Annotated in this window: 13 protein-coding genes; 1 reads left to right on the top strand and 12 read right to left on the bottom strand. The window is 65.7% G+C overall.

Translation table 11 applies throughout. The features are described from left to right. Positions 1–3 precede the first annotated feature (3 nt). Complete coding sequence (locus MA09_RS19555) at positions 4–2,280, top strand: polysaccharide biosynthesis tyrosine autokinase (RefSeq protein WP_036252217.1); 2,277 nt, start codon at positions 4–6, stop codon at positions 2,278–2,280. A 730-nt stretch (positions 2,281–3,010) separates the two neighbouring features. On the opposite strand, the gene MA09_RS19550 is transcribed toward MA09_RS19555, so the two are convergent. The 12 genes from MA09_RS19550 to MA09_RS19495 form a co-directional block, all read right to left on the bottom strand. Further along, a complete protein-coding gene (locus MA09_RS19550) occupies positions 3,011–4,201 on the bottom strand; it encodes an acyltransferase (RefSeq protein ID WP_036252215.1) in 1,191 nt (396 codons plus the stop codon). A gap of 31 nt (positions 4,202–4,232) precedes the next feature. Beyond that, positions 4,233–4,820 carry a phosphatase PAP2 family protein gene (locus MA09_RS19545; RefSeq protein ID WP_051933616.1) on the bottom strand — a complete coding sequence of 196 codons (588 nt, stop codon included), beginning with the start codon at positions 4,818–4,820 and terminating at the stop codon, positions 4,233–4,235. 14 nt (positions 4,821–4,834) lie between these two features. After that, positions 4,835–5,425: a sugar transferase gene (locus tag MA09_RS19540; RefSeq protein WP_036252213.1), complete on the bottom strand. Its 591-nt coding sequence runs from the start codon at positions 5,423–5,425 to the stop codon at positions 4,835–4,837. Next, positions 5,422–6,630 carry a DegT/DnrJ/EryC1/StrS aminotransferase family protein gene (locus tag MA09_RS19535; RefSeq protein WP_081897700.1) on the bottom strand — a complete coding sequence of 403 codons (1,209 nt, stop codon included), beginning with the start codon at positions 6,628–6,630 and terminating at the stop codon, positions 5,422–5,424. The genes MA09_RS19540 and MA09_RS19535 overlap by 4 nt, the downstream gene beginning before the upstream one ends. Then, complete coding sequence (locus MA09_RS19530) at positions 6,623–7,870, bottom strand: glycosyltransferase family 4 protein (RefSeq protein ID WP_036252210.1); 1,248 nt, start codon at positions 7,868–7,870, stop codon at positions 6,623–6,625. Before MA09_RS19530 ends, MA09_RS19535 begins: the two co-directional genes overlap by 8 nt. Positions 7,871–7,890: 20 nt before the next feature. After that, a complete protein-coding gene (locus MA09_RS19525) occupies positions 7,891–8,688 on the bottom strand; it encodes a hypothetical protein (RefSeq protein ID WP_051933615.1) in 798 nt (265 codons plus the stop codon). Positions 8,689–8,695: 7 nt separating this feature from the next. Further along, entirely contained in the window at positions 8,696–9,382 is a 687-nt protein-coding gene (locus MA09_RS19520) for a hypothetical protein (protein ID WP_036252207.1), read from the bottom strand. A 94-nt stretch (positions 9,383–9,476) separates the two neighbouring features. Further along, positions 9,477–10,643, bottom strand: coding sequence for a glycosyltransferase (locus tag MA09_RS19515; RefSeq protein ID WP_081897699.1), 1,167 nt, complete (start codon positions 10,641–10,643; stop codon positions 9,477–9,479). A gap of 34 nt (positions 10,644–10,677) precedes the next feature. Then, positions 10,678–11,805 carry a DegT/DnrJ/EryC1/StrS aminotransferase family protein gene (locus MA09_RS19510; protein ID WP_036252205.1) on the bottom strand — a complete coding sequence of 376 codons (1,128 nt, stop codon included), beginning with the start codon at positions 11,803–11,805 and terminating at the stop codon, positions 10,678–10,680. A 10-nt stretch (positions 11,806–11,815) separates the two neighbouring features. Next, the gene (locus MA09_RS19505; protein ID WP_036252203.1) at positions 11,816–12,445 is read right to left on the bottom strand and encodes an acyltransferase; all 630 of its coding nucleotides are present in this window, start codon (positions 12,443–12,445) and stop codon (positions 11,816–11,818) included. A 2-nt stretch (positions 12,446–12,447) separates the two neighbouring features. After that, entirely contained in the window at positions 12,448–13,509 is a 1,062-nt protein-coding gene (locus MA09_RS19500; RefSeq protein ID WP_036252200.1) for a Gfo/Idh/MocA family protein, read from the bottom strand. 82 nt (positions 13,510–13,591) lie between these two features. Then, on the bottom strand, positions 13,592–14,920 hold the full coding sequence (locus tag MA09_RS19495; RefSeq protein ID WP_036252197.1) for a nucleotide sugar dehydrogenase: 1,329 nt from the start codon (positions 14,918–14,920) through the stop codon (positions 13,592–13,594).

Genomic DNA, 14,920 nt, shown 5'->3' with positions numbered 1-14,920 from the left:
ACCATGAGTAATCCTGCCGACGCCCATCCGCTGACCCACATCTCGCACAGCCCGCCCGTGCTGTCGGTGCCTTTCGATCCGCGGCCGCCCGAGCCCTTGCCGGAAGAGACTACCGTCGACCTGAAGGGCTATTTCAACACGCTGTACGACAGCCGCTGGCTGATCGGCAGCATCACCGCCTTCATCACCGTGGTGGCGGTCTTGTACGCGCTCGTCGCCAAGCCGGTGTACGAGGCCAACCTCATGATCCACGTCGAGGAGGAGAGCCCGAACGCGTCCAAGAACATCCTGAGCGAGGCCTCGTCCCTGTTCGAAACCAAGAAGGCGGCCATCGCCGAGATGGAGCTGCTGCGTTCGCGCATGGTCGTGTCGCGCGCGGTGGACAACCTCCAGCTCTACATCGAAGTCCAGCCGAAGTATTTCCCAGTGGCCGGTTTCTGGTTCGCCAACCAGAATGCCGGCAACCTGTCCACCCCCGGCCTGTTCGGCTACGGTGGCTACGTCTGGGGTGGCGAGAAGGCCGACGTCTCGGTGTTCGAAGTGCCCGATTCCTGGCTCAACCGCGAATTCGTGCTGACGGCGCGCGCCGGTAACCGCTACCGCTTCTCCGGCGGCGGGCAGCGGCTGGCCTTCGACGGCACGGTGGGCCAGCGCTACCGGGTGCCGCTGCCGGACGGCATGCTCGAGATCAAGGTGGACAACCTGTACGCGAATCCGGGTGCGCGCTTCCGCATCAAGCGCAAGTCGCGCCTGAGCACGATCCAGGATATCCAGCGCGCGATGGTGATCACCGAGCAGGGCAAGCAGTCGGGCGTGATCGAAGTGAAGCTGCAGGGCGAAAACTCGGCGCGCATCAACAACCTGCTGAGCGAGATCGGGCGCGAGTACATGCGCCAGAACCTGGCCCGCAAGACGGAAGAAGCCGAGAAGTCGCTGGCCTTCCTCAATCAGCAACTGCCCATTCTCAAGCGCCAACTGGAACAGTCCGAAGACCGCTACAACCAGTTCCGCAATGCGCACGGCACCGTCGACCTGCGCGAGGAGGCCCGCATGAGCCTTGCGCAGGCTGCGGCTGCGCGCACGCGGCGCATGGAACTCATCCAGAAGAAAACCGAGCTGCTGTCGCGCTTTACCGAAGACCATCCGGTGGTGGTGGCGATCAACCGCCAGCGCAAGGAGGTCGACACGGAGATCGAGGCCATCGCCAGCCGTATCCGGACGCTGCCGGTGATGGAACAGGACGAGGCGCGCCTGACGCGCGACATCAAGGTCAACACCGACCTCTATACGGCGCTGTCGAACACGGCCCAGCAGTTGCGCCTGATCTCCGTCGGGCGGGTCAGCAATGTGCGCCTGGTGGATGCCCCTATCGCGCCGGAGAAGCCGATCAAGCCGAACCGGCCCCTGATCGTAGCGATGGCGGTCGTGACCGGGCTGTTCCTCGGCACCCTGATCGCCTTTACCCGCAAGGCCATGCGTGGCGGGATCGACGATCCGCAGAAGATCGAACGGATGCTGCGCGCGCGGGTCGTGTACGCCTCGATCCCGCACAGCACCAACCAGGACAAGCTGATGCGCAAGTCCAAGCCGAATGGCGTGCTGCCGCTGCTGGCCCAGATACTGCCGGAAGACCCGGCCGTCGAGAGCCTGCGTAGCTTCCGCGCGGCACTACAGTTCTCCATGCCGCACTTCAAGAGCAACGTGGTCATGATGGCGGGCCCGACGCGCGACCTGGGCAAATCCTTCATCGCCGCGAACTTCGCGGCCGTGATGGCGGCCAGCGGCAAGCGCGTGCTGCTGATCGATGCCGACATGCGTAACGGTCACCTGCACCGCTACTTCGGCGTCGACCGCGGCAAGGGACTGTCGCGGGCAATCGCGGGGGGCGCTACCGTGGACGAGGTCATCCACCGCAACGTGCTGGACCGGCTCGACTTCATCCCCACCGGCGAATTGCCGACCAACCGGGCCGAATTCCTCCTTCACCTGAATTTCGGCACCTTGCTCGAAACGGTTAGTCCGCAATACGACCTCGTGCTGATCGACCCGCCGCCCTTGCTCGCCGTGGCCGACGCCCTGATCATCGGCGCGCACGCGGGGGCCGTGTTCCTGGTGACCCGCTCCGCCGTCACGACGGAAGGCCAGATTAACGAGTCGATCAAGCGCCTGAATCACGCGGGGATCTCGCCACGAGGCGTACTGTTCAACGACATGGCGCTTCGGCTGGGAGATTATCGCTCGCAATATGGCGGCGGGCCGCAGCTGGCCTACGTGGCCTGAGCGGCAACTGCCTCGCTATCCGGGTCGACGGGCGCATGGCGCCGTCCATCGACTTGCTCCATTCGCCATGTCCGCTCATGCGTGCGCTGCACACGCACCAGTCATGTCGTTGATCGCCACCCCATGTTCGGGGCGCTATCATAGCGAGGAGCTTCGGCGCCCATCCGGCATGCCAGCTCGGCCACGGGACATAAAAGGCGTCGCTTGGCAATCCGCACTGTTGCCATCCAGACGGTCGCGCAGGCTGTCTTCGCAGCCAGCTTCGAGCTCATCATTTCATCCATTCCGGCTGAATCGACCATGCGCGGGCGGAGGTCGGGAGCACCTGCGGGCTTGCCCACTGAGCTTGCCGACGCTGCAGGTCACCCATCCGTTGATCCGGAAGTGGCGCAGGGCAGGCGGGGCCTGGTACACGGAAACGTCATGGCGGTGTCCACCCGGGCTTTGGCAGCGCCGGCTTCACGTCGCCACGCTGGGCAGGAGCCGGCGTGGCGCGTTGTCTTGCTCCTTTATCAGTGAGGAAGGCGCGGCAAGGAAGTCGGCGGAAGGGAGGGCCGGCGTCGCCTGTCTGCACGAATAGCGAGCGAAGTCGACGCAAGGGTCCTGGCGATCGAATTTTAACGGGAGGCCGGGAGGGCCAGCGGATGGCGGCGAGGCAGTTCAGGTGGCGAGGAGGAGCCGCCGCACCGCTGTCGGCGGGCGTCGGCACCGCGCCGGTTACGTTGACCGCTCAATCCGGTGACAAGACGACCCGGACGGGTTTAGCACGCGGGCTCAAGAGCAGGTTCTTCAGGGCATTCCGGATACGGATGGTATGCCGCTCGAACAGCAGGTAGAAGACATACGCGGCCAGCACCAGGATGCCGAGAACGGCGAAATACCACAGGTAGTCCGTGGCGACGTTCGGGTCGAGGCGCTCGCGTCCGAGGTATTGCCGCCCGAGGTAGCGCATCAGCTCGATGACCGGAATGTGCAGCACGTAGAGCGAGAAGGAGAACTCGGAGAAGAAGACGGCAATCCGGTTGGCACGGATATAGGCTGGCGCGCTCGTATCGACCGGCTGCTGAAGTGAGGCCAGCAGGAGCAGGAAGGGAAGGCTGGAAATGATGTCCTGCACGAAGGAGCCGGGCACCAGGTCATCGTTGGTGCCACGCAGGCGATAATAGACGAACAGCGCCACTGTCACCACCAACAGCAGCGCCTGGCAAGCCTTGCCGCAGTCGATGCGGATGCGCGAGAACGCGGCGCCGAGCAGCCAGACGATAAAATACAGCGAGATCATGTCGCGCAGCGTTGCCAGCAGCAGGATCAGGGCGGCGGCGGCGGCGGCGCGGCGAAGCACGCCACCACCGGCAATCACGAGCAGCAGCAGGGGGAACTGGATGTAGTACCAGGTCTCGTGTGCCAGGCTCCACAGCGGATAGTTGCCGCCGAATTCAAATACGGTGATAGTCTGCAGCCCCAGCAGGTTGCCGACAAATGACGCGGCCGAGAATTCGTTGGTCGGGTCGAAGTCGACCGGGCCCGGCGCGACGGCGCCGACGACCAGGCCGACTGCGAGGGTCAGCAAAAAGGTCGGCAGCAGGACAGCCCAGAGCCGGGTGAAACGGTCGATCGCATAATGGGCGATTGCCTGCGGTTTGCCGAAGCGGTTCATCAGGCTGCCCCCTACCAGCCAGCCGCTGATGAGGAAGAACACGATCACGGCCTGGTGGGCGAAACCGGTGATGAAGGCCAGTCCCATATAGGCCAGCGATGGGTCTTCGAGCGTGCGCAGGCCGGGATAGATTTCGGCGCGCAGGTGCGATGCCGTCACCTGCAGGGCTGCCAGGCCACGCAAGGCGGAGATCAACAGCGACTGCGCCGCGTTCTCGCCCAGGGGCGCCCGTGCCTGCCAATGTATTGAGGGGAAGGAAACCATGTGTCTCTCCATTGGTAGAAAATTGCTAGCCTCATGTATCCCAGGAATAGGGACGCGCGTTACCGGACAGCACCAGCGCGACCTTGATCATCCAGTAACCGACATGGGCCGATTGCATCAGCGAGGCCGACGCGAAGAACACCGCCATTGCGCACAAGGCTGCAGCGGGGCCCGGCACGACGCCGCGGGGTTCGGCCTGGTACACGGTGCCGACGCTGGCGCAGGCGCCGAGAAGCCAGCCGGCGACCGCTTCTGCGACCGCATGTTCGTCCTGCGTGACCAGCGCAATCGCCATCACGACGCCCAGCGCCAGTCCGGCCACGGTGGCGGCCAGGCCCAGCCTACGTCCGGCCGGACGGCACAGCAGGTAGCCGAGCACGGGGTACACCGCAGTGACGCCCGCGGCATGGCCGCTGAAAGCCTTGAAGTCGATCACGGCAATGTCGATGCCCCAGCCCAGATAGGCGATCTTGCTGCCGCCGACGAGCGCGATCGTGCCCCCGTACAGGAGCGCCCAGGCGGCAGCCACGCGCCAGGCGCGGGCCGCCAGCATCCAGATGCCTGCCGCCGCGGCCAGCGGCAGGGTCAGTTCGATGTCGCCAAGGTGCAGCAGCTGCATCGCTAGCCCGCCCCTCAGCGCACGATGGCGGCAAGTGTGTGCGCCAGGATGCGCACATCGCCCCAGAAACTGCGTTCTTTCACATAGCGCACGTAATAGTCCAGCTTGACCGGCAGCACCGCTTCGACGTAGGCCCGTTCGGGGTCGGCCGCACGCGCCAGGATCGCGTTCTCGTCCTTGTAGCGGATCGCGGCCCAGTCGGTGATTCCCGGGGCGACCGACAGCACCACGCGCCGTTGCTCGGGCGGATAGCAGTCGACATAGCGCGGCACTTCCGGACGCGGCCCGACCAGGCTCATGCTGCCCTGGAGGACGTTCCAGAGCTGGGGCAGCTCGTCGAGCTTGTAGTGGCGCAGGAAGCGCCCGGCGCGGGTCACGCGCGGGTCTGCGCCGACGGTGAGCTGGGGGCCGTCTACGGGACGCTGGCGCATGGTGCGGAACTTGTAGATCGTGAACAGCCTGCCGCCGCGGCCGACGCGCTGCTGGCGGTACAGCACCGGCCCCTGCGAATCGAGCCTGATCCAGAGCGCGATCAGCAGCAGTACCGGGGCCAGCAGGATCAGGCCCGCGGTCGCGCCCAGCAGGTCGAATGCCCGCTTGCTCATGACAGCAGCTCGTGCAGGGCGGCGACCACCCGGTCCTGGTCGGCATCGAGCATGCGCGTATACAGCGGCAGCGAGAGCATGGCCTCGAAGCTGGCCTCGGCGACCGGGAAGGCCTCGGGGTTCAGGCCGCAGGTGTCGCGCCAGTAGGGTTGGCGGTGCAAGGGAATGAAGTGCACGCTGGTGCCGATGCCGCGTTCGGACAATTCGTTGATCAGCTCGTCACGCTCGATGCCTGCGCCGTCCTGCAGCCGGATCACGTACAGGTGCCAGGCATGGGTGCTGCCGAAGGCTGGATGTGCAGGCAGCTGCAGCGGCAGCCCCGCGAGGGCTTCGTCGTAGCGGTGTGCCAACCAGCTGCGGCGCTGCTGGAAACGGTCGATCTTGCGCAGTTGCTCGATGCCGATCGCCGAGGCGATGTCGGTCAGGTTGTACTTGAAGCCGGCCGCGACCACCTCGTAGAACCAGGCCGGCACACGGGAAGTGTAGCGGTCGAAGGCGTCGCGGTTGATGCCGTGCAGGCGCATGCAGCGCATGCGTGCGGCCAGTTCGGGATCGCGCGTCACTACCATGCCGCCTTCGCCGGTGGTCATGGTCTTGTTGGCGTAGAAGCTGAAGACCGTGATGTCGCTGTCGAGCGTGCCGACCAGCCTGCCGTCGAGCCGGGTGGGGAAGGCGTGGGCGGCATCTTCGATGACGCGCAGGCCGTGGCGCGCAGCCAGCGCCAGGATGGCATCCATGTCGCAGGCCAGGCCGGCGTAGTGCACCGGCATCACGGCGCGCGTCCGCGGCGTGATCGCCGCCGCCACGGCGGACGGCGAGATATTCAGGGTGACGGGATCGACGTCCACCAGCACCGGGCGGGCGCCGAGGTAGCGCACGACTTCCGCGGTGGCGGTGAAGGTCATGGTGGGGACGATGACCTCGTCGCCGGGACCGATACCTACGCTTTCCAGCGCCAGGTGCAGGCCGGCGGTGGCGGAGTTGACCGAGATCGCTTGCACGTCGCCGCCCAGGTAGGACTGGAATTCCTGTTCGAAGCGGCGCGTGGTCGGCCCCGTTGTCACCCAGCCGGAACGCAGGCAGGTTTCGACGGCCCGGATTTCCTCGTCGCCGATGTCGGGAAGCGCGAAGGGCAGGAAGCTCCGCGGGATGTTGTCCAGCGGCTCAGGGTTCAAGGTCGCGGCAGCCGGTGCCTGTTCAGCCATGGGAAACCTCATGTGCAAAAGTGGTTAGGAAACGTTGTCCAAGGACGGGATAGGTCAGGTTGGCCAGTGCGTAGGCGCGGCCGCGCTCGCCCAGCGCGCGCCGCTCGCTCCTGGCCAGGGCCATCAGGGAGGACAAACCTTCGGCGACGGCGCCGGGATCTTCCGGCGCGACGGTCAGGCCGCAGCCCGCCTCCAGCACCGGATCGTTGCCGGCTTCGACTGAGTGCAGGACCGGGCAGCCGCCCATCATGTAGTCGATCAGCTTGTTCGGTGCGATGCCGAAGCGGTACAGGGGCTGGCGTTGCCAGCCGAGGTAGGCGATGTCGATCAGCGCCATCAGGGCCGGGATCTGGGCCTTCGGGATGGGCGGCGCGAAATACAGGTGCGCGAGTCCGAGCTCCCGTGCGCGCCGCTCGAGCCGGTTCTTTTCGGGGCCGTCGCCCACCAGCACGAAGGCGAGCGGCTGGTCCTTCAGGAGGGCGGCCGCATCGAGCAAGGTGTCGAGCGCATTGGCCAGTCCGTGGCTGCCGGCATAACCCACCACCGTGCGGCCCTGGGCGCGCAGGCCGGCGAGCAGGGCGTCGAGTTCTTCCGGCAACGACGGCGGTGCGGCGAGCCACTCGGCCGGATCGGTGCCGTTCGGGATCACGTGCAGCTTGTGCGGCGCCATGCCGCGCGCCTCGAGGTGTTCGCGCACCTTGGGCAGGATCGAGACCACCGTATCGGCGTGGCGACAGGCGTAATCCTCGGCGGCCTGCAGCAGGCGGATGAAGGGATGGTGGCGCGAGAAGCCGCCCAGCTCCATCGGCGAGAGCGGCCACAGGTCATGCACCTCGTGCAGCAGGCGGGCCCTGGCGAGGCGCGCGATTCGGTGCGCCGGCCAGATGTCGAGCGGGTAGGTGCTGGAGGCGATCACCACCTGCGGGGCGAATTCGCGCGCCAGCGCGGGTGCTTCACGCCACAGGCGCGCCACAAAAGTCGCCATGTTGCGTATCCGAGCAAGGCCATTGCCGCGGTAGGGCGGGGTGGCGAACCAGGTGTAGTCGATGCCGTCGATGCGCTCGTCGCGCCGGCTGCACCCCGCCATGCTAGGGGCGCGGGCGCGCACGTGGGCGTGGCTGGCGGCCACGATCCGCACCCGGTGCCCGAGCCGCACCCATTCGCGTGCAAGGTAGTAGGGCCGGTATTCCATGCCGTGGTAGACCGAGCCGGCATAGTGGTTGATCAGGAGGATGTTCATGGTGGTATCGGGTGATGCGCTCAGGCGCGCCAGGCCATTTCTTCGACCAGCCGGCGCACGTTCAAACGTGTGCTTTCGACCCAGTTGGTCTCCCATTGCACCGGGTGGGTGAGCAGGCAGATGTGCTGGTACTTCCCGAGCGCGTCGAAGGGCGATAGCGGGTAGTAGTAGACCGGGTGCTTGCGGTCGCTGATGTAGAGGTCGAAGCAGCGCAGCAGCTCGGCATCGTAGGATTCGCATTCGATGCCGCAGCGCTTGCGCAGCGCTTCGTCACGCAGCAGTTCGTGGTTGATGACCTTCAGGCGGCGGTTGGCGAAGTCGCCGTGGCTCGCCACCGTCGTCAGAGGCAAGCCCAGGCGCTCCACGATCCGGCTGACATTGCGGGCGAACAGTTCACGGATTTCCGGGAAGCGCTGGCGCACTGCGTCGGCGCTGCGCAGGCGGTGACGCTTGGCGAAATCGGCCACTTCTTCATAGTGGTAGCTGGCTTCGCTGCCGGCAGCTTCGATCTCGCGCATGAAGCCGTAGTCCAGCGTACAAAGGCGGAAGTAATAGCTCGCGTGGACGCCGTGGCGCGATTCGATGGCGAACATCTTCTTGGCGGTGCGCAGGTCGCTGTCGATGTCGTGCCGGTGAACGAATGTGCGGCCCATCGGATGCCCCGGGGCGCAGTCCTTGTCGTAGGCCCGGCGGAAGAATTCGCGCACCGACAGCTGGGCATAGCCGGCGGCCGCCACCTCGCGCACGAGGGCGTCGTATTCGCCGAGCCGGCTCGGCATCAGGTAATCCGCGTAGACGCGGTTGAGCATAGCGTTCATTGCAGGCTCATTGGAGGTGATAGCTGGCGCGGTAAGGGCGGAAGCCCAGGATCGTCTTGAAATTCCGGAGCCCGGGCTGGGCGCCGAAGAACGTGTCGTACATGACGTAGCTGACTTTGCCGGCGTCGATCAGCTGGCAGACCGCTTCGCTCAGGAGCAGGTGCATGATGCCGTCGTTATTGCGGATTCCCATCATTTGGGAAAACGAGGCGAAATTTCCATAAATCCCCAGGGTGGCGTAGGCAACGAGCTTGCCTTGCGGATTTAATACGCCCCAATAATGAAAATGTTTTTGACGGTCGAAGCGTTCCTGTTTCTGCAGGTAGTGCCGGTCCATTTTCCGGCCTTGCCGGACATCAAGGCTGGTATTGATTTCGTGGATATCGTCGACATAGTCGTTGCGGTCGATTTCGCGCACCACATAACCGCGACCGCGCGCGCGCTTGGCGTGATAGCCGCCCTGGTTCTTGCCCTTGATGTGTTCCAGGTAAGCTTCGCGATTCGGGAATTGCGTGAGGTCGATCAGGGCGGCACCGATGGTTTTATGCTTGATGATCTTGAAACGCGGATGCGGTTTCGTGTAATTGCGATAGGTTGCCTTGATATCGACCGGATCGATTTGCTGCGAGAATAAGAGCCGGACGCGCGGCAATTTCATTACCTCGAGAAACGTATTGTAGTGTTCCAAAAACATGGTCGGCCTCATATTTCTTTGATAACTAGACAATACGGCTGATGGCGGCAATGCTTGTTGAACTAAGATAAATGCCGGCCTTTGACATCGTGATTCAGCGGATTGCCTGCGCCGCGAGATTACTTTTCCTGAACAGTTTTTTTCGAAATGGCTCGGGGGATAGCAAGTCCGCATAGAACGCAATTAATTTGTCCTCTTCGTTTTCCCAGTTGTAGCGCTCGAGGACGGCACGGCGGCCGTTCGCCCCCATCTCGCGTGCCTCGCACGGGTGGGCGGCCAGGTGGTCGATCGCCGCTGCGATCGCGGCCGGGTCGTGCGGATCGACGCACAGGCCGCAGCGGCTGCCTTCGACGATGTCGCGCCAGAGGGGGAAGTCGGAAGCGATTACCGGGATGCCCGCAGCCATGTACTCGAACATCTTGACCGGCAGGGCTTCGCGGTAGCTTGCGGTCGGCAACAGGGTGACCAGGCCGGCGAAAGCGCGCTCCAGCACCCCGGTGACGCCCGCGCGGTCAAGGTGGCCGAGCGCGTCGACGCGGTTCCAGCCGGGTTGGCGCCTGACCTCGGCCTCCAGATCGGCCTCGGCAAAGCCCCCCGCCAGCGCCAGCCGCGCCGGCGTGCGCAGCATGGAACATGCCTCGACCAGTTCGCGTATGCCGCGGATCGCCGAGATGCTGCCGACATAGCAGAAGCTGTCGCGTACCTGAGCGCCGGGTGCCGGTCTCGTGAACTCCTCGATCCGCGGGTAGTTGTTGACGTCCACGGTCAGCGCGTTGTACGCGGCCAGCCGGTCGCGGATCACCGGTGTCGCCGCCAGTACCCCGTCGAAGCGCCGCAGCGCGCAGGCTTCGAGCGCGACGTATGCGCGCGCCAGCAGGCGCCCGCCGCGCGGCGACAGGTAGGGTTTGTCGAGCAGCTGGCATGGCACGTCTTCGTGGGCGTCGAACACGACCTTGCGGCCGCCGACGGCGAGTCGCAGGCCGATGGGAATCAGCTCGGGATCGTGCAACTGGTAGACGTCGGCATCGAGCGACAGTGCCGCCCGGCCGACACGCCAGGTGCTGCGCAGCATGCGCTCGCGCCGGCCCGAAGGGCGTCCGACATCGAGGATCCGGATGCCGTTGCGGCAGTCGTCGCCCAGGCCGTCGGCGACGACGAGGGACACCTCATGTCCGTGGTTGGCCAGGCTGCGACACTGTTTCACGAAAATCCGTGTATCGAAGCGTGGATGCGCCGAGCTCAGGTGCACGATGCGGGCCATGTTTCCTCTCGTACGAAGTTGACGCGCCGGCGCCTCATGCCGCCGCGTTGCTGGTCTGCAGCTGTGCCAGCCCCTGGCCCAGCGCCTCGACGACGCGGTACGCATTCGGTCGGTCGAGGTAGGGGCCCATCGGCAGGCTCAGCACCTCGTGTGCCAGGCTGGCAGCGACCGGGCAGCCGCCGGGGCTGGCCCAGTGCGCGTAGGCAGGCTGGCGGTCGATCGGCACCGGGTAGTGGACTGCGGTCGGGACCCCGGCCGCGTGCAGGGCTTCCTGCAGGCGTTCGCGCTGGGGCACGAGGATCGTGTACTGGGCATAGACGCTGCTGCGGTCCGGACGGCACCCGACCGGCTCGAGCATCTCGCCCGACATGCTGGCGAGCAGGTCGTCGTAGCAGGCGGCGGCACGTTGGCGTTGCTCGATCTCCCATTCGAAACGCTCGAGCTTGGCCAGCACGACGGCGCACTGCAGGGTATCCATGCGGCCACCCACGCCGATGCGGGTATGCACGTAACGGCGCGACTGACCGTGCACGCGGATCTCGCGCATGGCGCTTGCCAACCCGTCGTCGCTGGTGAAGATGGCACCGCCGTCGCCGTAACAGCCGAGGGGCTTGCTGGGGAAGAAGCTGGTGCAGCCGATGGTCGACAGGTTGCAGCTCTTGCGGCCGCGGTAGGTGGCGCCGAAGCTCTGCGCTGCATCCTCGATCACCGCCAGGCCGTGGCGCTCCGCGATGGCGTTGATCTCGTCCATGTCGGCCGGCTGGCCATACAGCGACACCGGGATGATGGCGCGGGTGCGCGGCGTGATGCGCGCCTCGAGGAGGCGGTGGTCGAGATTGCAGGTGCCGGCCTCGACATCGACGAACACCGGGACGGCGCCCAGCAGCACGATCGCTTCGGCGGTGGCGATGAAGGAGAAGGGCGTGGTGATGACTTCGTCGCCGGGCTTGATGCCGAGCGCCATCAGCGAGATCACCAGGGCCTCGGTGCCGGACGACACCGTGACGCAGTGGCGGGCGCCGGTGTAGGCGGCGAGGCGGCCTTCCAGCTCCGCCACTTCCGGCCCCATGATGTACTGGCCATGGTCGAGGACTGTCTGGATGCGTGCGTTGATCAGCTCGCGGGAAGCGAGGTATTGCGACTTCAGGTCGATGAAATCCATGGGGGCCTCGTCAGGATTGGAGGGCGGCGCGTTCGAGGTGGCAGACCCCGTCGTGCAGCACGTACAGGTCACCGGTATGGGGGCAGCGGGCTTCGGCTTCGACCTTGCTCCCGGGGTTCCCTTCGCCTTCGGCAGCGCCGGGCAACGGCAGGTCGAGGCGCTCGCCGAAACGGCTGATCCAGCCGATCTGGCGCGCCGGCACCCCGGCCACCAGGGCAAAGGCGGGCACGTCCCGGTTGACGACGGCACCGGCGGCAACGAAGGCATACTCGCCGATGGAGACGCCGCACACGATGGTGGCATTGGCACCGATGGTGGCGCCGCGCCGCACCAGGGTGCGCCGGTACTCGTGCTTGCGGGTCACCGCCGCGCGCGGGTTGTAGACGTTGGTGAACACCATGCTCGGGCCGCAGAAGACCTCGTCTTCGAGCGTGACGGCGTCGTAGATCGAGACATTGTTCTGGACCTTGACCTGGTTGCCGAGCACGACGTCATTGCCAACATAGACGTTCTGGCCCAGCGAGCAGTCTTTCCCGATGCGGGCGCCGGCGCAGACATGGGCGAAGTGCCAGACGCGGGTGCCGTCGCCGAGGGCGGCGCCATGGTCGACGATGGCGCTGGAGTGGATGACGATGGCCATGCTCAATACTCCAGCGGGAGGGCGATGCGCTTGCCGTCGCGTGCCGAACGGTAGGCGGCCACCAGCACTTCGAGCGACTTCAGGCCTTCGCGGCCGTCGGTTTCCGGCTCGGCCTCCCCGCGCAGCACCTTGATCACGTTGTCGTAGTAGAGCGGGTGACCGAAGCCGTAGACCGAGGTGGTCTGGTAGCTGGCTTCCTTGACGCGTTCGTCGTCCGGGTCGGGCTCGGCAAACTCCCACTGCTGCACCTCGTTGACGGCGACGCCGCCGATGCGCGCAGTGCCGTGTTCGCCCAGGATGGTGATCGAACCTTCCATATTGCGCGGGTAGGTCAGCATGGTGACGTTCATCGAGCCGAGCGCGCCGTTGCGCCAGCGCAGGCTGATGACCCCGGTGTCTTCGACCTCGATGTCGCGCGCCAGAGTGGCGGTATAGGCCTGCAGGCTTTCGACCGGGCCGACGATCCAGTCGATCAGGTCGACGTAGTGGCTGGCCTGGTTCATGAAGGCGCCGCCGTCGAACTCCCAGGTGCCGCGCCATTTGGCGCTGTTGTAGTACTCGTCCGGGCGGGTCCAGAACACGTTCAGGTTGACCATGTAAATGCGCCCGAAGCGCTTCTTTTCCACCGCGCTCTTGAGCAGCTGCAGGGTCGCGTTGCGACGGTTCTGCTTGACGACAAACAGGCGCACCCCGGCTGCATCGGCCGCCGCCACCATGGCCTTGCCGTCCTCCCAGCGGGTGGCCATCGGCTTTTCGGTGATGACGTGGCGGCCGGCGCGGGCGACCTGGATCGCCTGCTGCGGGTGCAGCCCGGACGGGGTGCAGAGGACAAAGGCATCGGCCTCGGACTCGGCCAGCATGCGGTCGAGGCTGCGCCAGGCGCGGGCCCCGGTGGCAGCGGCGGCGCTCTCGAGCGCGCGCGGGTCGACGTCGCAGACCCCGACCAGCTCGGCGCGGTCGTGGTGCTCGCGAATGGCATTCATGTGGTTCTTCGCAATGCGGCCGCAGCCGACCAGGGCGAAGCGGATCTTGCGGTCGAGGATGGCAGGGGGGTAGGAACGCATCTTGTTCTCCGGCTTGTTCGGTGTGTTATTGCCTTGATTCCGTGACGTGCGGCTGTCGCTTGTCCAGGGCTGCCCGTGGATCTCAGGCTTTGACGACATTCGGCAGGCGCTCGGTGTAGACGCCGCGGGTGTCGATGATCAGGTTGGCGTACTGGCGTACCAGCTCGTAGTCGAACGCACTGTGTGCCGTCGCAATCAGCACCACGTCGTACGAGGCGATGACGTTCGGCGTCAGCGGTACGCTGGACAAGTCGAAGCGGTGCTCGCGCATGCGCGGGAAGACCGGCACATGCGGGTCGGAATAGTCGACGGTGGCACCCTTGCGGCGCAGGATCTCCATCAGTGCTACCGAGGGCGACTCACGCATGTCCTCGACATCTTTCTTGTAGGCGATGCCGAGCACCAGCACGCGGCTGCCCATGATCGAGCGCCCGCGCTCGTTCAGGGCATCGTTCAGCTTGCCGATCACCCAGTGCGGCATGTCGCTGTTGATCTCGCCGGCCAGCTCGATGAAGCGGGTGTGGACGCCGTATTCGCGCGCCTTCCAGGTGAGGTAGAAGGGGTCGATCGGGATGCAGTGCCCACCCAGCCCCGGGCCGGGGTAGTAGGGGGTGAAGCCGAAGGGTTTGGTGGCGGCGGCACGGATCACCTCGTGGATGTCGATGCCCATGCGGTCGGCGATGATCTTCATTTCGTTGACCAGGCCGATGTTGACTGCGCGGTGGATGTTCTCGAGCAGCTTGGTGAGCTCGGCCGCGCGGGTGGAGCTGACCGGCACCACCCGGTCCACGGCGGCCCGGTACAGGGCCAGGCCGGCTTCCAGGCAGGCGTGGGTGGAGCCGCCGCAGACCTTGGGGATGGTGCGGGTCTCGAAATGCGGGTTGCCCGGGTCTTCGCGCTCGGGCGAGAACACCAGGAACAGGTCGTGCCCCACGGTGAAGCCGCGCGACTCCAGGCGTGGCCGCAGTTCTTCTTCGGTGGTGCCGGGATAGGTGGTGCTTTCCAGCGATACCACCTGGCCTTCGCGCACATAGGGCAGCAGGGCGCTGACGGTGCCGAGCACGTAGGACAGGTCGGGTTCGCGGAAGGCGTTCAGCGGGGTCGGCACGCAGATGATCAGGGCGTCGGCCTCGCCGGCACGGGTGAAATCGGCAGTGGCTTCGAAGCCGAGCTCGCGCGCCGAGCCGATCGCCCTGGCGTCGATGTGCTTGATATAGCTCTCCCCGCGGTTCAGGCGGTCGACCTTCTCGGTATCGATGTCGATGCCGAGCACCTTGAAGCCTTGTGCCGCATAGCAGAGTGTCAGCGGCAGGCCGACATAGCCGAGGCCGACAATGCCGATGACGGCGGTGCGGTCCTGCAGCTTGGTCAGCAGCTGCTCCAGGTGGGGGGAGGTGTTCTCGTCGCGCAT

It is taken from the genome of Massilia sp. BSC265 (genome assembly GCF_000740675.1).
Classification (GTDB): Bacteria; Pseudomonadota; Gammaproteobacteria; order Burkholderiales; family Burkholderiaceae_D; genus Telluria.
The sequence above is the reverse complement of the archived record's forward strand: the minus strand, read 5'-3'. Positions and strand labels throughout refer to the sequence as shown.